1 protein-coding gene is annotated in these 1,302 nt (G+C 40.5%); it reads right to left on the bottom strand.

The window, feature by feature from the left end:
* Positions 1-356: 356 nt before the first annotated feature.
* The coding region (locus tag ACOVO2_RS09055; RefSeq protein ID WP_421769648.1) for a sugar phosphate isomerase/epimerase family protein at positions 357-1,302 on the bottom strand (946 nt) is incomplete at its 5' end.

Raw genomic sequence — 1,302 nt, 5'->3', positions numbered from 1 at the left:
AGCAAAAGCGTGGCAAACGTACAGCAAGTCGGCAGAAATTATCCAAGATTTACATGAGTGGTAGTTTCTGATTTGCGATATGGTTTCTTTTTGTGATGAAGCGTAGAAAAGTTAAATCAACTAAATAACAAGCTGATTATAAGAGTTTTTCAGAGAAATAATCAACTTTTCCACAATTGTATCCACTTGCTAATATTTGGTGTAGTGTAAACGGTAGCGTGTCAAGTTTGGTACACTTTTTAGGCTAACATAGTCAGAGTAGAATTTTTTCAAATATTGAAAGGATTTACGTGCTTTCTTGTTTTCCATGAACGACGGGTACCGAGCTATCAATCTTTAGATAGCTCGGTCTCTTTTTATCCTAAATATCGTTTTCTGAGTAGGTGCATCATATATACATTTATCGCCCATTGGTCAGCTACTGGTTGTTTGGTATATGGTAAAGTCGGCAAATAATTTGGTGGGCCAAATTCAGTCAAAATAGTCATAGTTTCGCCTGCCTTCATTTTTCTTTCAAGAACTTTATCCCACCAAGCAAGATGTGCTTTTACAGCACTTTCCCATTCGGGAGCTCTTGGGTCATTGACTTGTGGGCCTTCTTGGTGCCCTATGCGGGCGTGTAAGTGTTCTACTCGTTCCAGTGCTATCGCCACGGTCTCAGTTTGGTCTTCGAGCAACGACTCATGTACATTGCACCAGTGAGAAATATCAAGTGTTAGGTGTAATGCGGGGTTTTTCTCAATAAAATTTCGAGTAATATGAGCTGCAAACAAGATTCGGCCTCGGTGAGTTTCGTGGCAAATCTTTATTCCAGTCTTGGCAGATACTTCGGTTGTATGGTCAATGAAAAGTTTACTTTGCTCGTACGTGAAAAAATCTTTCCCACTATGACAATTGATATACAAAGGCCTCTTGGCCGACTGCGTTGAGGCGGCATTAATGGCTTTTTTGAAACTTTCGAGGTTTATGGCGGGGTCTTTATGGCCAGAACCGCATAGGTAGCCAATTTCTAAATCATGCTTTTCAAGTGCTGCAAAAAGTTCTTTTTGGTCTTTGGTTTCGTTTGGCCACCACATTTCAATGCCATCATAGCCTTCCTTCTTGGCAGCAGCACAAAAGGCATCGAGCGAACCACTCCAGCCCCAGTTAGTAGCCATTATCTTTAGTTGAAATTTGGGGTCAACATCTGATACCAAAGGTTTTTCTTGTGCCAGCGTTTCGACCGACGAAAGCAATGCACTCGTAGCAGTTAGATTTATAAATTCTCGACGTTTCATATATTTAATTATGAATGAGTGAATA

It is taken from the genome of Emticicia sp., from assembly GCF_049241225.1.
In the GTDB taxonomy this organism is placed as follows: domain Bacteria; phylum Bacteroidota; class Bacteroidia; order Cytophagales; family Spirosomataceae; genus Emticicia.
Note: the sequence above shows the minus strand (reverse complement) of the source record. Positions and strands in the feature narration are given on the sequence as shown.